The sequence below is a fragment of the Nocardioides sp. WS12 genome, assembly GCF_014108865.1.
GTDB lineage: Bacteria > Actinomycetota > Actinomycetes > Propionibacteriales > Nocardioidaceae > Nocardioides.
This window is the reverse complement of the sequence record NZ_CP053928.1, coordinates 1,985,467-1,999,073: the sequence shown is the minus strand read 5'-3', so window position 1 is coordinate 1,999,073 and position 13,607 is coordinate 1,985,467. Positions and strand designations below refer to the sequence as shown.

Genomic DNA, 13,607 nt, shown 5'->3' with positions numbered 1-13,607 from the left:
TGCCGCATTCGCTCCAGCGCGCGCATCGGACCCGCGGCCCGGATCGCTGCGACCAAAGTAGGGGGCGCGGCCACCCTCGGGCGCTGCCCCCGGCCGCCCCGGACGCCCTAACCTCGAACCATGGACGGGGGACACGACTACCAGCCGCCGCTGCGCTGGTACGGCCACCTCTGGCGCTACGCGCTGGCGCTCGCTGTCAGTGGCCTGGCCTGGGTGCCGGTCCTTGAGGCGCAGGCCGACAGCGACCGCGAGTGGCTGTTCGTCCTCGACATCGTCTTCGGCATCTCCGCGTTCGTCCTCGTGTGGTGGCGCCGCCGCTGGCCGATGACGATTGCCGTCATCACCGCGCTGATGACGCCGCTCACCGCCTCCGGTGGCGGCGCGATCCTGCTGGCCACGGTCTCGCTGGCCACCCGCCGACGCTGGTGGCAGGTGATCACGATCGGTGCCCTCAACCTGGCCATGACCTGGGTCTACTACCAGGTGCAGCCGACCTCGGACAACGATCCCGCCTGGCTGATCACCACCTTCAGCATCGCCTTCGTTGCCGCGGCGCTGGCGTGGGGCATGTTCATCGGCTCCCGACGCGAACTCCTGTGGACACTGCGCCAACGCGCGGAGACTGCCGAGGCCGAACGCGACCTGCGGGCAAACCAGGCCCGGTCGAACGAGCGCGCCCGGATCGCCCGCGAGATGCACGACGTCCTCGCCCACCGGATCTCCCAAATCTCCCTGCACGCGGGCGCGCTGACCTTCCGCGAGGACCTCTCCCCCGAAGAGATGCGCAGCAGTGTCGCCGTGATCCAGGCCAAGGCCCACGAGGCGCTCACCGATCTCCGCGAGGTGCTCGGCGTGCTCCGTGACGAGGAGACCGGGACACCACTGACCGGACCGCAACCGACGTACGCCGACCTCGCCGCCCTCCTGCAGGACGCACGCGACGCCGGCGCCACCATCGAGTACGACGACCGGCTGGCGCCGTTGCCGCCGTTGCCCGACGCAGCGGGGCGGACCGTCTACCGGATCGTGCAGGAGGGGATCACGAACGCCTCCAAGCACGCGCCTGCGGCGACCCTGCGGATCAGCCTCACGGGCTCGCCGGAAGACGGCGTCGACCTCGTCCTCCGCAACGCGGTCGGGTTCGGTCCCACGCGCACTCCGGGCGCCGGGCTGGGCCTGGTCGGCCTCACCGAACGCGCGGCCCTGCGTGGCGGCTGGCTCGCCCACGGGCTGGAGGAACCGGCCGCCGGATCGCCGGACCCGCAGATGTTCGTGCTCCGCACGTGGCTACCGTGGGACCCCGCCGACTCTGCGACGGGCAGCCGCGACGACATCGAGGGCAGCAACGGATGACCGACCAGATCCGCGTGATCATCGTCGACGACGACCCGTTGGTGCGATCCGCGCTCGCCCTCATGCTCGGCGGGCAGGCAGACCTCGCGGTCGTCGGTGAGGCCGCTGACGGCCGGGCCGGTGTTGCCCTCGCCCGGGAGCTCGCCCCCGACGTGGTCCTGATGGACATCCGGATGCCCGTGCTCGACGGCCTCGCGGCCACCCGGATCCTCCACGACGATCCGGTGCCGCCTCGCGTGATCGTGCTGACCACCTTCGACGCCGACGACTACGTGGTCAATGCCCTCGCGGCCGGCGCCGACGGCTTCCTGCTCAAGGACACGCCGCCGGCCGAGATCGTGGCCGCCCTGCGCAAGGTCGCGGACGGCGACCCCATGCTGTCGCCGTCGGTGACCCGCACCCTGATCGAGCGGGTTCGCATCGCGTCGCCCGATGGTCGCGCCACCGACGCCCAGCGCCGCCTCGAACGCCTCACCGAACGCGAGCTCGACGTGGCCCAGGCCGTCGGACGTGGCCTGTCGAACGCCGAGATCGCGGCCGAGTTGTTCCTGTCGGTGCCGACGGTCAAGGGCCACGTCTCGAAGCTGTTCGAGAAGCTGGAGACGACCAACCGGGTCCAGATCGCGCTCTGCATCCGCGACGCCGGCGATCAGAGCGTGTAGACGACGCCCTGCGCAGCGAGCTCCAGCGGGCCGTCGTACGTCTTGGTTGCCTCGGCGAGCATCTCCTGCGCGTCGTGCCACGGGGGCACGTGCGTGATCACCAGGCGCTTCGCGCCCGCCCGGGTCGCCGCTTCGCCGGCCTCGTGGCCGGTGAGGTGAAGCTCCGGCGGGTTGTCGTCACACGAACGGAACGACGCCTCGCACAGGAACAGGTCGGCGTCGGCGGCGATCTGGTCGAGGACATCCGTGGGGCCGGTGTCGCCGCTGTAGGCGAGCGTCTTGCCGAACGCCGTGAGCCGCATCCCGTAGGCCGGCACGGGGTGCGGGACCTCCCAGGACTCGATACGGAAGGGCCCGATGGTGATCGGGGCGCCGTAGAGGTGGAACTCGAACTCTTCCTTCATGCCGGGCTTGCGCGGCAGGTCGTAGGCCTTCGCGAGCCGCTTGGCCGTGCCCTTCGGGCCCCACACGGGGATCTTCGGCTGGCTGCCCTTGGGGTGGTACTTGCGCAGCACGTAGTAGCTGGTCATGTCGACGCAGTGGTCGGCGTGCAGGTGGCTGATGAACACCGCGTCGACCTTGAGCGGGTCCACGTAGCGCTGCAGCACACCGAGCGCGCCGTTGCCCATGTCGAGCACGATGCTCCAGGTGCGCAGTCCGTCGGTGGCCTGGACGAGGTAGCAACTGGCCGGTGACTCCGGTCCCGGATAGGACCCGGAGCAGCCGACGACCGTGACCTTGATCGAGCGGTCGGCCACACTCTCGGGAACCCGGAGCAGAGTCGTCTCCGGTGCCACTTCGTCACTCATGCAGCTCCCCCATTCGCGTTGGCCAGCCCGCCTGCAAACTGTCCTGCCGCCACCAGTTCGGGGCCCAGGAACCGGCGCCCGATCGTCTCGAACTCGGCCGGCGCACCCGTCGTCACGAAGGAGTACGACGGTTCGCCGGTCGCGCGCATCAGGCCGGTGTCGGCCAGCATCCGGTAGACGTCCTTGGCGCACTCCTCCGCGCTGCTCACCAGCGTCACGTCATCACCCATCACGTAGGAGATGACGCCGGTCAGGAGCGGGTAGTGCGTACAGCCGAGGATCAGGGTGTCGACACCGAGTTCCGACAGTGGGTCGAGGTATTCGTGGGCGACCGCGATCAACTCGTCGCCGCCGGTCACGCCGGCCTCGACGAAGTCGACGAACCGCGGACAGGCGCGGGTGGTCAGGGAGATCTGGGGCGCGGCGGCGAACGCGTCGTCGTACGCCATCGACTCGGCGGTGGACCGGGTACAAATGACACCGATCCGACCGTTGCGACTTGCGGCGACCGCCCGTCGCGTGGCGGGGTAGATCACTTCGACCACCGGGACGTCGTACCGCTCGCGCGCATCGCGCAGCATGGCCGCACTGGCGGAGTTGCAGGCGATGACGAGTGCCTTCACGCCCTGCTCGACGAGGTGATCGAGACATTCGAGGGCGTATTCGCGCACTTCACCGATCGGCTTGGGGCCGTACGGCTGGCGTGCGGTGTCGCCGACATAGGTGATCGACTCGTGCGGAAGCTGGTCGATGACCGACCGGGCCACCGTGAGCCCACCGAACCCGGAATCGAAGATCCCGATGGGGGCGTCGACATCGACGTCGAGGTGGTTCAGGTGCCGCACCCGGTCAGACTACGACGTCGACACCCTCCCAGTCGGTATTCAGGGATCGAGATCACGTTCGGGGACGTACGCTCGAGCCGTGACTTCCTTGCGCCTCGGGGCGCGACTCCGGACTCGTGCACTCACCGCGACGCTCGTCGTTGCCTGTTCGCTGGTCCTCACCCATGCCGGCAGTACGGCGGCGACACCCGCTTCCGGGAGACCGGCCGCCAGCCAGGTGACGGCCTCGGAGCCGGTACCGACCGCCGCGCGCCTCGCGCTGAACAGCAAGCACGTGATCGCGATCTCGGTCGACGGGCTCAATCCAGCGGCGCTGACGAAGCTCGGCCCCTCGAAGACGCCGAACCTCCACAAACTGATCGTCACCCAGGGCGCCGGCACCACCAATGCCCGCACCCAGATCGAGATGACGGTGACGCTGCCGAACCACACCTCGATGGTGACGGGCCGACGGATCAAGGCCTCCGCGGGTGGACACGGCGTCACGTGGAACACCGAGACGTCGACCAGGACCGTGCAGCAGGCGGCCGGGCACCCCGTGTCGTCGGTGTTCGAGAAGGTGCATGCCGCCGGCGGCCGGACGGCGGTCTTCTCCACGAAGGCCAAGTTCGCCCTCTTCGACCGCTCGTGGCCGACCTCGGTCGGCAGGAGCTACATCAAGGTCGAGCAGAACGGCGCGGTCACCACGGCGCTGCGCGACGACCTGGCCAGCGTCCGCCGGAGCTTCTACTTCCTGCACCTGGGCCTGCCGGACCAGCGGGGCCACACCTACGGCTGGATGAGCCCGCAGTACCTCGACGGCGTCAAGCGCATCGACCTGCTGCTCGGATCCATCATGATCCAGGTGCGGCGCGATCCCGCGCTGAGCAAGTCCACGGTCATCATCCTCACCTCGGACCACGGCGGGGTCCCCGGCACCAGGGACCACGGCAAGGCCACCGACCCCCGCAACTTCCGCGTGCCGTTCGCGTTCTGGGGAGCTGGCGTCGACAACATCCCGCTCTACACGCTCAACCGGACGACACGTCGCGTGCCCAGCACGACCTACCAGCCGGGATTCGGCGCGTCACCGCAGCCGATCCGCAACGGAGAACTGGCGAATGCGGCGCTGGACGTCCTCGGACTGGGTCCGGTCACCGGCAGCCTGTGGGACCGCAACCAGGACCTCGCCTGGCACGACTAGTGCCGGGCGGTGCCGGGCACTACGCCCAGAGCTGGCCTTCGAGGCGGTCCTCGGCCTGGTCGATGGTGCCTTCGTAGGCGCCGGTCGAGAGGTACTTCCAGCCGCCGTCGGCCACGACGAACGCGATGTCGGCGGACTCGCCGGCCTTGACCGCCTTGGCGGCCTGGCCGAGCGCGGCGTGCAGGATCGCGCCGGTCGAGATGCCGGCGAAGATGCCTTCGAGTTCGAGCAGTTCCCGGACCCGTCGTACGGCGTCCCGCGGCCCCACCGAGAAGCGGCTGTCGATCAGCTCGGCGTCGTACAACTCGGGAACGAAGCCCTCGTCGAGGTTGCGCAGGCCGTAGACCAGCTCGCCGTAGCGCGGCTCGGCGGCCACGATCGTGACGTCCGGCTTGGCCCCGCGGAAGAAGCGGCTGACCCCCATCAGGGTGCCGGTGGTGCCGAGACCGGCGACGAAGTGCGTGATCGAGGGCAGGTCGGCCAGGATCTCCGGGCCGGTGCCTTCCTCGTGCGCGAGCGCGTTGGCGGCGTTGCCGTACTGGTAGAGCATCACCCAGTCGGGGTGCTCGGCAGCGATCTGCTTGGCCACGCGGACGGCCTCGTTGGAGCCGCCTGCTGCCGGGCTGGAGACGATCTCGGCGCCCCACATCCGCAGGATCTGGCGGCGCTCCTCGGAAGTGTTCTCCGGCATCACGAACACGGTGCGGTAGCCCTTGAGCTTCGCCGCCATCGCGATCGAGATGCCGGTGTTGCCCGAGGTGGGTTCGAGGATCGTGCAGCCGGGACGGAGCACGCCCGCCTTCTCGGCTTCCTCGATCATTTTCAGGGCCGGGCGGTCCTTGATCGAGCCGGTCGGGTTGCGGTCCTCGAGCTTGGCCCAGATCCGGATCTGCGGCGCACCGTCGGCGCCGGTGTTGAACGGTGCGGAGAGTCGCGGCAGCCCCACGAGCGGCGTGTTGCCGACCGACGCGAGCAGGCTGTCGTAGCGGACCATCGACTCAGGCAGACTCAGGCAGCGCCGCCGGCAACGGCCGGCAGGATGACGATCTGGTCACCGTCGGAGAGTTCGGCCTCGAGGCTGCCGATGAAGCGGACGTCCTCGTCGTTGATGTAGACGTTGACGAAGCGGCGCAGCTCGATGCCGGCGCCCTTGTCCTCCACCAGGCGGTCCTTGATGCCGGGGTGGTTGGCCTCCAGCGAGTCGATGAGCGCACTCAGGTTGGCGCCCTCGGCGCTGACAGCCTTCTCGCCACCGGTGTAGGTGCGCAGAATGGTCGGGATCCGGACCTCGATGGCCATGTCAGCCAGTCTCCTCTGTAGATGTACCGCTCTGGGTGCCGACGACCTCGACCGATTCCTCGGTCACAACGCCGTCAATGATTCTGTAGGACCTGAACTCCACCGGGCCTGCGTTATTCCCGTGCTCCTGCGTGCTGACCAGCACGTAGTGGGCTCCGGGCTCACCGGCCAGGTTGATGTCGGTCACGCTCGGGTACGCCTCGGTCGCGGTGTGCGAGTGGTAGATCACCACCGGCTCCTCGTCGCGATCGTCGAGTTCGCGATACAGGCGCAGGAGGTCCGTCGAGTCGTACTCGTAGAAGGTCGGACTGCCGGCAGCGTTGACCATCTCGATGAGCCGTTCGGCGCGATCGGCGCCGATCGGGCCGACGACCATGCCGCACGCCTCGACGGGATGGTCCCGCTTGGCGTGCTCGACAATCGCGTCGTACGTCGTCTGGTCGATCTGCAACACCCTGTCAGGGTATTGGCTCGGAGCCTCCAGCCCGGAATCGGCCCGAGCGCCGGGACGGGTGTCAGGCGGCGGGGGTGACCGTCTTGGAGCGGATCCGCTCGGCGGAGGGCCAGCGCACGTCGCGCACCCAGCCGAATTTCTCCATGATCCAGATGACCCGGGCCGAGGTGTCGAATTGGAAGCGCTTCACGCCGTGGCGTGCCGAGGTCGGGTCGGCGTGGTGCAGGTTGTGCCACGACTCGCCACCTGACACGAGGGCCAGCCACCAGACGTTGCCGGAGAAGTCGCGCGACACGAACGGGCGCTCGCCGATGACGTGGCAGATCGAGTTGATCGACCAGGTGACGTGGTGCAGGAGGCCGATCCGCACGATCGTGCCCCAGAAGAACGCGGTGAGCGCGCCCTGCCAGGACCAGGTCAGCAAGAAGCCCAGCGCGGCGGGCAGGAAGATCGAGGTCAGCACCCACACCCAGAAGGTGCGGGAGATCCGGACCAGGTCCTTGTCCTTGACCAGGTCGGGGGCGTACTTGTCGATCGGGGTCTGCTCGGCGTTGAACAGCCAGCCGACGTGCGCCCAGAGGAAGCCCTTGGTGAGCCCGCGCAGGCTGCTGCCGTAGCGCCACGGGGAGTGCGGATCGCCGTCCTTGTCGGAGTACTTGTGGTGCTTGCGGTGGTCAGCGACCCACCGGATCACCGGGCCCTCGATGGCCATCGAGCCGAGGATCGCCAGCGTGATCTTCACCGGCCGGTTGGGCTTGAAGGACTTGTGCGTGAAGAGCCGGTGGTAGCCGACGGTGACGCCGTGCAACGTCAGGTAGTACATCCCGAAGGCGATGACGATGTCGCTCCAGCCGAGCCAGCCTCCCCACGCCACCGGGATGGCCGCCGCGAAGGCGACGAACGGAAGGCCGATGAACAGGGCCAGCGCGAAACGTTCCATCCACGACTGGTGCTCACCGCCCATGGTGACCCGTGGTGCCGGGACAGTCTCGTTGCTGTTGTCGATCGCAGTCATGGGTGACTCCCAAGAGAGGACGGGACCGGTCAGGCAAGGGACCGGTCAGGCAAGGCTAAGTCTTTCAGGAGGTCACGCGATAGCGCCGTTCGGGTCGACCCGAACCGCCGTACTGCAGGCGCACCTCGGCTGCACCGGTGTCGACGAAGTGCTCGAGGTACCGACGCGCCGTGACACGCGAGAGCCCGACGGCATCGGCCGCTTCGGACGCCGAGATCTCGGACGCCGCACGGGCCGCTTCCAGCACCAGGTCGGCGGTCTCGGCGCTCAGGCCCTTCGGCAACACCGTGGGTACGTCGCCCGGTCGGCCGGTCCCGAAGGCCCGGTCGATGCTCGCCTGATCGGGCTCCCCCGTGAGCTCGCCGAGCGTGGCGGCGACCCGTCGCAACCGGTCGGCCAGGTCGTCGTACTCGAAGGGCTTGACGAGGTACTGCAGCGCGCCGCCATGCAACGCGGACCGGACCGCCGCGGCGCCACGCTCGGCCGTCACCATCACGACGGCGACGTCGCGGCCCTGGCCGCGGAGTTGCTCGAGGACTTCGAGGCCGGACAGGTCGGGCAGGTGCACGTCGAGCAGCAGCAGGTCGGGGGCGAGCGTGTCGACCATCGCCAGTGCCTCGGCGCCCGTGCGGGCCGTGCCGACGACCTCGAAGCCGTCGGTCTGCTCGACGAAGCGGCCGTGGATCCGGGCGACCATGAAGTCGTCGTCCACCACGAGAACACGCAGGTCCGTCACGACGAGCCATCCTTCCCGACGGTCGGGCCGATCGGGAGCACCACGCGGAATTCCGCTCCCCCGGCGCTGCCGGGCTCGGCGTCATCAGCCACCACGGATCCCCCGCGCTGGGCGCAGATCAGCCGAACCAGCGGGAGTCCGATGCCGCGACCACCGAGGACTTCGGGCTTCGTGGAGAAGCCGCGCACGAACACCGCTTCCTTCAGGTCGTCGGGGATGCCCGGCCCGTTGTCGCGGACCCGCACGTGGACGGCGTCCTCGTCGGCCAGGATCCAGAGCTCCACGGTCGGGTCGCTCGCACCGGAACTCGCGTCGACCGCGTTGTCGACGAGGTTGCCGACGACGGTGGTGAGGTCGGCCGCCACATCGGGCGGGAGTGCGGGCAGCCGGGAGCCCGGGTCGAGCTCGAGGGTGACACCTCGCTCCTCCGCGACCGCGTGCTTGGCGATCACCAGGGCTGCGACTGCCAGGTCGGCCAACCGCTTCGCGACGCGCTCACCGACCTCCGCCCGGTGCCGGGTCAAGGTGCCGACGAGGGTGGCCACTTCGTCGTACTCGCCCAACTGGACCAGTCCGGAGATGGTGTGCAACCGGTTGTCGAACTCGTGGGTCTGCGCGCGCAGCGTGTCGGTGATCGACAGGTTCGAGCTGAGCTGGCCCTGCAGCGACACCAGTTCGGTGCGGTCGCGCAGGGTGGTGACGGTGCCGATGCCGCGTCCACCGGTGGACGCCCGGCCGCGGTTGAAGACGACGACCCGACCGCCGACGAGCGCGAGGGCGTCGCGAACGTCGGCGCCTTCGCCGGTGAGCAGGGCAACGACGTGCGGGTCGAGGCCGAGTTCATCGACGGGGCGGCCGACCGGGTCAGGGCGGTTGTCGAGCCCGAGGGTGGAGCGCGCGGCGTCGTTCATCACCGTCACCCGGCCGTCGGTGCCCACACCGACCACCCCTTCCCGGATGGCGTGCAGGAGCGCTTCGCGCTGGTCGGCCAGGTTGCCCAGCTCGGTGGTGCCGAGGCCGCGCGTCGACCGGCGCACGACGCGGGAAACGACCCAGGTGCCGATCAGCCCGAGGAGGGCACCGAGGCCCAGGAACAGGGCGAGGTCGGGGGCTGCGGTGGCGACCTGGTCGGCCACCGACGGGTAGGTCACCTCGGCCACCACGATCGCCACCGTCGGCGTGCCGCGTTCGTCGGAGATGACGGGCGCGTGACCGGCCACGGCCCGTTCACCGTCGTACTCGACGTCGCCCTTCCAACCGCGACCCTTGGCCAGTGCGTCGCTGTCACCGAGCTCGGCCCGCTGCCCGACCCGGCTGGGGTCGGTCGCTGCGAGGACCGTTCCGTCCAGGCCGACCACCATCACCTCGTCGGCACTCAGCAGGCTGACGCCGCGGTCGGCGTACGGCGCAAGGACGCGGTCGATGTCCAGGGCGCCGGAGCCGTCGTTCGCGAACTCCTCCAGCGGGTCCCGCACCGGCGAGAGGTCGGCGATGTAGTCGGCCACCGAACGCATCTGGGAACCGCGTTCCTCGGCGAAGTCCGCGTTCGACTGGCGAATGCTCAGGACTCCGACGGCGGTGAGCAGGACCGCGATCACGGCGAGCTGGAGGAGCAACACCTTGCCCGCGAGCGTGAGCTCGCCCCGGCGAAAACGCGCATTCAGGGGTGCGACCACAACGACCACAACCTCCTTTGCGTCCGCAAGCGTGACGGGCGCCACACCGCACAGACATGCTGGCACGGATCGCCGGTGACGGCGCTCGCGCCCCAACTGCACGGAGGTTCCCATGCACCCGAGTCGTCGGATGTTCCGCATCCTGGCGTTGCTCACCGCCCTCGTCGTGACCGCTGCCCTCAGCGGCTGCGGCGTCACGCGCGGGTCCGACGACCCCAACAACCGCCGGCTGCGGATGTTGATCCCCAACAGCGTCGGTGGCGGGTACGACCTCACCGGCCGCGCCGCCGCGAAGGCGATGGAGGACAACGACCTCACCGGCCGGTTCGAGATCACCAACGTCCAGGGCGCCAGCGGCACCGTCGCGATGCAGCGACTGCTCAACGAGAAGGGCGCCGACGACGTCCTCATGCTGATGGGGCTGGGCGTGGTGGGCGCCGTCTACACGAACAAGTCCAAGGCCACTCCCCTGAAGATGACGCCGATCGCGCGCCTCGTCGAGGAGCAGGAGGGCATCCTGGTCCCGGCCGACTCCCCCTTCAAGACCGTCGATGACCTGGTCGACGCGTGGAAGAAGGACCCGGGCGGGCTCACCGTCGGCGGCGGTTCCACCAACGGCGGTCCCGACCACCTGTTCCCGATGCAGCTGGCCGACACGATCGGGATCAACCCGAACGACGTCAACTACATCTCGTACGACGGCGGCGGCCCGCTCACCACGGCGCTCCTCGGTTCGAAGATCGACGTCGGCATGTCCGGCCTCGGCGAGTTCGAGGGCCAGGTCAAGGACGGCAAGCTGCGCGTCCTGGCGGTCTCCGGCGACGAACGGCTCGACGGCGTCGACGCCCCCACACTGACCGAGGCGGGCGTGGACCTGGTCTTCACCAACTGGCGCGGCGTCCTCGCCCCTCCCGGCATCTCGGACGAGCAGCGCGAGTACCTCGTCGACCGACTCACCGAGATGCACGACACCGACGAGTGGCGGGCGGCCCTCAAGGCCAACGGCTGGACCGACAACTTCGCCACCGGCAAGGAGTTCGAGGACTTCCTCGCCGAGCAGGACATGCGCGTGGCCGACACCCTGAAGGAGCTGGGACTGGCATGAACACCACCACCGAAGAGCACGTCGACAAACGCGCGCTCCACCCAACCGTCGACAAGGCGCAGTACGGCCTCGCGGGCTTCCTCGCCCTCGCCGGCGGCTACGTCGTGTACGACGCCCTGACGCTCGACGAGGCGTTCGCTGACCAGCCCGTCCAGCCGTACACGCTGCCCTTCATCGTCGGTGGCGCACTCGTCCTGCTCGGCGTGCTGCTCGCCGTCGCCACGGCCCGCGGCAACCGGCCCGAGGCCGAGGAGGGCGAGGACATCGACCTCACCCAGGGCACGGATGCCCGCACTGTCGGGCTTCTGGCGCTCGTGCTGATCGGCAACATCGTGCTGATCGACTGGCTCGGCTGGGCGATCACCGGAGCGCTGCTGTTCGCCGGCGCCGCGACCGTGCTCGGCAGCCGCAACTGGGTGCGCAATCTCGCGGTCGGCGTCGCCTTGTCCGTGGCGAGTTGGTACGGCTTCTACGTCGGGCTCGGCGTGCCGATCCCGGCCGGCATCCTGGACGGAGTGCTCTGATGGACCTGCTCCTGGATGGCTTCGCCACCGCACTGACCCCCGAGAACCTGCTGTTCGCGACGATCGGTGTGCTGCTCGGCACCGCCGTCGGCGTACTCCCCGGCATCGGGCCGGCGATGACCCTGGCCCTGCTGCTGCCCGTGACCTACAGCGTCGGCGCCGACAGCGCGATCATAATGTTCGCCGGCATCTACTACGGCGGCATGTACGGCGGCTCAACCACCTCGATCCTGCTGAACACACCAGGTGAATCCTCCTCGGTGATCACCGCGATCGAGGGCAACAAGATGGCCAAGGCAGGCCGGGCCGCCCAGGCCCTGGCCACCGCGGCGATCGGGTCCTTCGTCGCCGGCACCATCGCGACGGTGCTGCTGTGGATCGTCACGCCGCAGGTCGCCGACATCGTGGTGACGCTCGGCTCGCCGTCGTACTTCGCGCTCATGGTGCTGGCACTGTTCGCCGTCACCGCGGTGCTCGGATCCTCCAAGCTGCGCGGCTTCATCGCCCTGTTCCTCGGCCTGGCCATCGGCCTGGTCGGCACCAGCACCGGCCAGGCCCGCCTCACCTTCGGGGAGCCGCTGCTCGCCGACGGGATCGACATCGTCGTGGTCGCCGTTGCGCTGTTCGCGATCGGCGAGGCCCTCTGGGTCGCCGCCCACATGCGCCGCAAGCCGCTCGAGATCATCCCCGTCGGCCAGCCCTGGATGAGCAAGGCGGACTGGAAGCGCTCGTGGAAGCCGTGGCTGCGCGGCACCGCGTTCGGGTTCCCGTTCGGTGCACTGCCCGCCGGTGGCGCCGAACTGCCGACGTTCCTGTCGTACGCAACCGAGAAGAAGCTGTCGAAGCACCCCGAGGAGTTCGGCCACGGCGCGATCGAAGGCGTCGCCGGCCCCGAGGCCGCGAACAACGCCTCGGCCGCAGGCACGCTCGTCCCCCTGCTGGCGCTCGGCCTGCCGACCACCGCCACCGCGGCGATCATGCTGGTCGCCCTGCAGGGCTACGGATTCCAGACCGGACCGACCCTGATGGACGACCACCCCGACCTGGTCTGGGCACTGCTCGCCAGCCTGTTCGTGGCCAACGCGCTGCTGCTGATCATCAACCTGCCGATGGCACCGATCTGGGCGAAGCTGCTGCGGATCCCCCGGCCCTATCTCTACGCCGGCATCCTGTTCTTCGCCTCCCTCGGCGCCTACAGCGTGAACTTCCAGGCCTTCGACCTCGCGCTGCTGCTGGCGCTCGGCGTCCTCGGCTTCTTCATGCGCCGCTTCGGTGTCCCGGTGTTGCCGCTGATCATCGGAGTCATCCTCGGCCCGAAGATCGAGGAGCAACTGACCACGGCACTGAAGATCTCGCAGGGCGACGTCTCCACCCTGTGGAGCGAGCCCGTCGCGGTCGTCGTCTACAGCGTGATGGCCCTGCTGCTGGTCGCCATGGCCGTGACCGGCGCGCGCAAGCCCGCCTCCGAACCGACCCCGGCTGACACCGACGAGAAGGAACTGGTCGAGCGATGAATCACCCCGCGAGCAACCCGAACCCACTGCAACCCACCTGCGTGGTCGCGGCCTACAGCGCCGACGTCTACGGCCGTGCTGCGATCGAGTACGCCGAAGCGGTGGCCCGCGCGGCCGGTGCGCGCCTCGTGATCGTCAACGCCACCCGCGGCGACAGCCTCGTGGACGCCCGCTTCGCCCACGACGTCGACATCGAGGCGCTGCGCGAGCGGCTGGTCGGTGAGGGCATCGCCGTCGAGGTCCGCCACGACGTCGTACCCGATGTCGCGGAAGCGGTGGTCGCCGCAGCCGAAGAGGTGCAGGCCGACCTCGTCGTGGTGGGCGTGCGTCGTCGTACGCCCGTCGGGAAGCTGCTCATGGGCAGCGTCGCGCAGCGGGTGATCCTCGACGCGCACTGCCCCGTGGTGGCAGTGAAGCCACCCAGCTGACCGG

General features: G+C 69.4%; 15 protein-coding genes. 7 read left to right on the top strand and 8 right to left on the bottom strand.

The window, feature by feature from the left end:
- Positions 1 to 120: 120 nt before the first annotated feature.
- Together HRC28_RS09640 and HRC28_RS09635 are read left to right on the top strand one after the other, a co-directional pair.
- Positions 121 to 1,353: a histidine kinase gene (locus HRC28_RS09640; RefSeq protein WP_182379885.1), complete on the top strand. Its 1,233-nt coding sequence runs from the start codon at positions 121 to 123 to the stop codon at positions 1,351 to 1,353.
- A complete protein-coding gene (locus HRC28_RS09635) occupies positions 1,350 to 2,015 on the top strand; it encodes a response regulator transcription factor (protein WP_182379884.1) in 666 nt (221 codons plus the stop codon). Before HRC28_RS09640 ends, HRC28_RS09635 begins: the two co-directional genes overlap by 4 nt.
- On the opposite strand, the gene HRC28_RS09630 is transcribed toward HRC28_RS09635, so the two are convergent.
- Positions 2,003 to 2,824 carry an MBL fold metallo-hydrolase gene (locus tag HRC28_RS09630; protein ID WP_237111771.1) on the bottom strand — a complete coding sequence of 274 codons (822 nt, stop codon included), beginning with the start codon at positions 2,822 to 2,824 and terminating at the stop codon, positions 2,003 to 2,005. The genes HRC28_RS09635 and HRC28_RS09630 overlap by 13 nt on opposite strands.
- Positions 2,821 to 3,660 (bottom strand): glutamate racemase, encoded by an 840-nt coding sequence (gene murI, locus HRC28_RS09625; protein ID WP_182380550.1) that lies wholly within the window; start codon positions 3,658 to 3,660, stop codon positions 2,821 to 2,823. Before murI ends, HRC28_RS09630 begins: the two co-directional genes overlap by 4 nt.
- 88 nt (positions 3,661 to 3,748) lie before the next feature.
- Here murI and HRC28_RS09620 point away from each other — a divergent pair, with 88 nt between their 5' ends.
- Positions 3,749 to 4,852 carry an alkaline phosphatase family protein gene (locus HRC28_RS09620; protein ID WP_182379883.1) on the top strand — a complete coding sequence of 368 codons (1,104 nt, stop codon included), beginning with the start codon at positions 3,749 to 3,751 and terminating at the stop codon, positions 4,850 to 4,852.
- A gap of 19 nt (positions 4,853 to 4,871) precedes the next feature.
- On the opposite strand, the gene HRC28_RS09615 is transcribed toward HRC28_RS09620, so the two are convergent.
- From HRC28_RS09615 to HRC28_RS09590, 6 genes are all read right to left on the bottom strand, one after another.
- Positions 4,872 to 5,846, bottom strand: a complete 975-nt coding sequence (locus HRC28_RS09615) for a pyridoxal-phosphate dependent enzyme (protein WP_182379882.1) — start codon at positions 5,844 to 5,846, stop codon at positions 4,872 to 4,874.
- Between the two features lie 14 nt (positions 5,847 to 5,860).
- Positions 5,861 to 6,151: a MoaD/ThiS family protein gene (locus HRC28_RS09610; protein WP_182379881.1), complete on the bottom strand. Its 291-nt coding sequence runs from the start codon at positions 6,149 to 6,151 to the stop codon at positions 5,861 to 5,863.
- Between the two features lies 1 nt (position 6,152).
- The gene (locus tag HRC28_RS09605) at positions 6,153 to 6,605 is read right to left on the bottom strand and encodes a M67 family metallopeptidase (protein ID WP_182379880.1); all 453 of its coding nucleotides are present in this window, start codon (positions 6,603 to 6,605) and stop codon (positions 6,153 to 6,155) included.
- 61 nt (positions 6,606 to 6,666) lie between these two features.
- Positions 6,667 to 7,620 (bottom strand): acyl-CoA desaturase, encoded by a 954-nt coding sequence (locus HRC28_RS09600; protein ID WP_182379879.1) that lies wholly within the window; start codon positions 7,618 to 7,620, stop codon positions 6,667 to 6,669.
- A gap of 64 nt (positions 7,621 to 7,684) precedes the next feature.
- Positions 7,685 to 8,356 carry a response regulator gene (locus HRC28_RS09595; RefSeq protein ID WP_237111770.1) on the bottom strand — a complete coding sequence of 224 codons (672 nt, stop codon included), beginning with the start codon at positions 8,354 to 8,356 and terminating at the stop codon, positions 7,685 to 7,687.
- Positions 8,353 to 10,032, bottom strand: coding sequence for an ATP-binding protein (locus HRC28_RS09590; RefSeq protein WP_202033283.1), 1,680 nt, complete (start codon positions 10,030 to 10,032; stop codon positions 8,353 to 8,355). Before HRC28_RS09590 ends, HRC28_RS09595 begins: the two co-directional genes overlap by 4 nt.
- Before the next feature lie 112 nt (positions 10,033 to 10,144).
- Here HRC28_RS09590 and HRC28_RS09585 point away from each other — a divergent pair, with 112 nt between their 5' ends.
- Genes HRC28_RS09585 through HRC28_RS09570 form a run of 4 tightly spaced genes read left to right on the top strand, consistent with a single transcriptional unit; the run spans position 10,145 to position 13,603 of the window.
- Positions 10,145 to 11,137: a tripartite tricarboxylate transporter substrate-binding protein gene (locus HRC28_RS09585; RefSeq protein ID WP_182379877.1), complete on the top strand. Its 993-nt coding sequence runs from the start codon at positions 10,145 to 10,147 to the stop codon at positions 11,135 to 11,137.
- On the top strand, positions 11,134 to 11,661 hold the full coding sequence (locus HRC28_RS09580; protein WP_182379876.1) for a tripartite tricarboxylate transporter TctB family protein: 528 nt from the start codon (positions 11,134 to 11,136) through the stop codon (positions 11,659 to 11,661). The genes HRC28_RS09585 and HRC28_RS09580 overlap by 4 nt, the downstream gene beginning before the upstream one ends.
- A complete protein-coding gene (locus tag HRC28_RS09575) occupies positions 11,661 to 13,175 on the top strand; it encodes a tripartite tricarboxylate transporter permease (RefSeq protein ID WP_182379875.1) in 1,515 nt (504 codons plus the stop codon). Before HRC28_RS09580 ends, HRC28_RS09575 begins: the two co-directional genes overlap by 1 nt.
- Positions 13,172 to 13,603 carry a universal stress protein gene (locus HRC28_RS09570; RefSeq protein ID WP_182379874.1) on the top strand — a complete coding sequence of 144 codons (432 nt, stop codon included), beginning with the start codon at positions 13,172 to 13,174 and terminating at the stop codon, positions 13,601 to 13,603. The genes HRC28_RS09575 and HRC28_RS09570 overlap by 4 nt, the downstream gene beginning before the upstream one ends.
- Positions 13,604 to 13,607 lie beyond the last annotated feature (4 nt).

Excerpts from the sequence above, each read along its gene's own strand:
- HRC28_RS09640 (WP_182379885.1), top strand. The coding sequence starts at position 121 with ATGGACGGGGGACACGACTACCAGCCGCCGCTGCGCTGGTACGGCCAC.
- HRC28_RS09635 (WP_182379884.1), top strand. The coding sequence starts at position 1,350 with ATGACCGACCAGATCCGCGTGATCATCGTCGACGACGACCCGTTGGTG.
- HRC28_RS09630 (WP_237111771.1), bottom strand. The coding sequence starts at position 2,824 with ATGAGTGACGAAGTGGCACCGGAGACGACTCTGCTCCGGGTTCCCGAG.
- HRC28_RS09615 (WP_182379882.1), bottom strand. The coding sequence starts at position 5,846 with ATGGTCCGCTACGACAGCCTGCTCGCGTCGGTCGGCAACACGCCGCTC.
- HRC28_RS09610 (WP_182379881.1), bottom strand. The coding sequence starts at position 6,151 with ATGGCCATCGAGGTCCGGATCCCGACCATTCTGCGCACCTACACCGGT.
- HRC28_RS09600 (WP_182379879.1), bottom strand. The coding sequence starts at position 7,620 with ATGACTGCGATCGACAACAGCAACGAGACTGTCCCGGCACCACGGGTC.
- HRC28_RS09585 (WP_182379877.1), top strand. The coding sequence starts at position 10,145 with ATGCACCCGAGTCGTCGGATGTTCCGCATCCTGGCGTTGCTCACCGCC.
- HRC28_RS09580 (WP_182379876.1), top strand. The coding sequence starts at position 11,134 with ATGAACACCACCACCGAAGAGCACGTCGACAAACGCGCGCTCCACCCA.
- HRC28_RS09575 (WP_182379875.1), top strand. The coding sequence starts at position 11,661 with ATGGACCTGCTCCTGGATGGCTTCGCCACCGCACTGACCCCCGAGAAC.
- HRC28_RS09570 (WP_182379874.1), top strand. The coding sequence starts at position 13,172 with ATGAATCACCCCGCGAGCAACCCGAACCCACTGCAACCCACCTGCGTG.